The organism is Pseudomonas sp. EA_5y_Pfl2_R50 (assembly GCF_963970475.1).
Classification (GTDB): domain Bacteria; phylum Pseudomonadota; class Gammaproteobacteria; order Pseudomonadales; family Pseudomonadaceae; genus Aquipseudomonas.
The window spans coordinates 1-684 of the sequence record NZ_CAXAPT010000055.1 but is presented as its reverse complement, the minus strand read 5'-3'; the positions used below and the strand labels follow the sequence as shown (position 1 = coordinate 684).

The window sequence follows — 684 nt, the reverse complement described above, 5'->3', positions numbered from 1 at the left end:
GAGCGCACGAAATGCGACAGTTTCGCGCGGACTTCGTCGCGGGCAGCGGGCTCGACCGTGGCGTCGATGCCATCGGTGCTGCGCCGTGCCGCCATCCACGCCAGCGGCAGCGCCCAGATCTTGGTCATCGGGTGGGCCGGGGCCTGCTTTTCATCGACCAGCGCCTCGATATCGGCGGAATCGAGCCACAAATCGGTCAGCGGCTCCAGGCTCTGCCCGGCTCTGATCGCCTGTGCCAGGAACACGCCGTTGATGCCGCCCGCGCTGGCCCCGGCGATGATGTCGACCAGCACGCGCAGCCGCAGCCCGGTCTCGGCCTCGATTTCCTCAAGCAGCGTGCGATACACGCCCTCGCTGCCGCCGACGGGCGGGGTTCCGGCGTGGAAACCGTGGCTGGCGCGCGCCAGCCGCCAGATCTCCTTCGTGATGCCGTGCATGTACACCGCCAGGCTGATGCCACCATAGCAGACGAGCGCGAGGCGGAGTTCCTTTTCGCGCATTACAGCGGCTCCAGTATCGCCCAGATCGGCAAATGGTCCGACGCGCGCCGCGCCAGCGCGCTGTCATGCACGCCGCAGCCAAGCACGCGAAAGCCGCGCGTCATGATCCGGTCGAGCCGCCCGACCGGGCGGCGCGCGTGGAAGCTCGGGCCGGTCGGTACGCTCGGATAGTCGTGTCCGAAAT

Annotated in this window: 2 protein-coding genes; both read right to left on the bottom strand. The window is 68.6% G+C overall.

Features of this window, described 5'->3' with window-relative positions:
• Positions 1-500 (bottom strand): patatin-like phospholipase family protein (locus tag AACY19_RS26660; RefSeq protein ID WP_339454476.1); only part of this gene is annotated, 500 nt, incomplete at its 3' end.
• Positions 500-684, bottom strand: a 185-nt coding sequence (locus AACY19_RS26655) for an endonuclease/exonuclease/phosphatase family protein (protein ID WP_339454475.1), incomplete at its 5' end; no start/stop codon positions are given. The genes AACY19_RS26660 and AACY19_RS26655, both read right to left, overlap by 1 nt.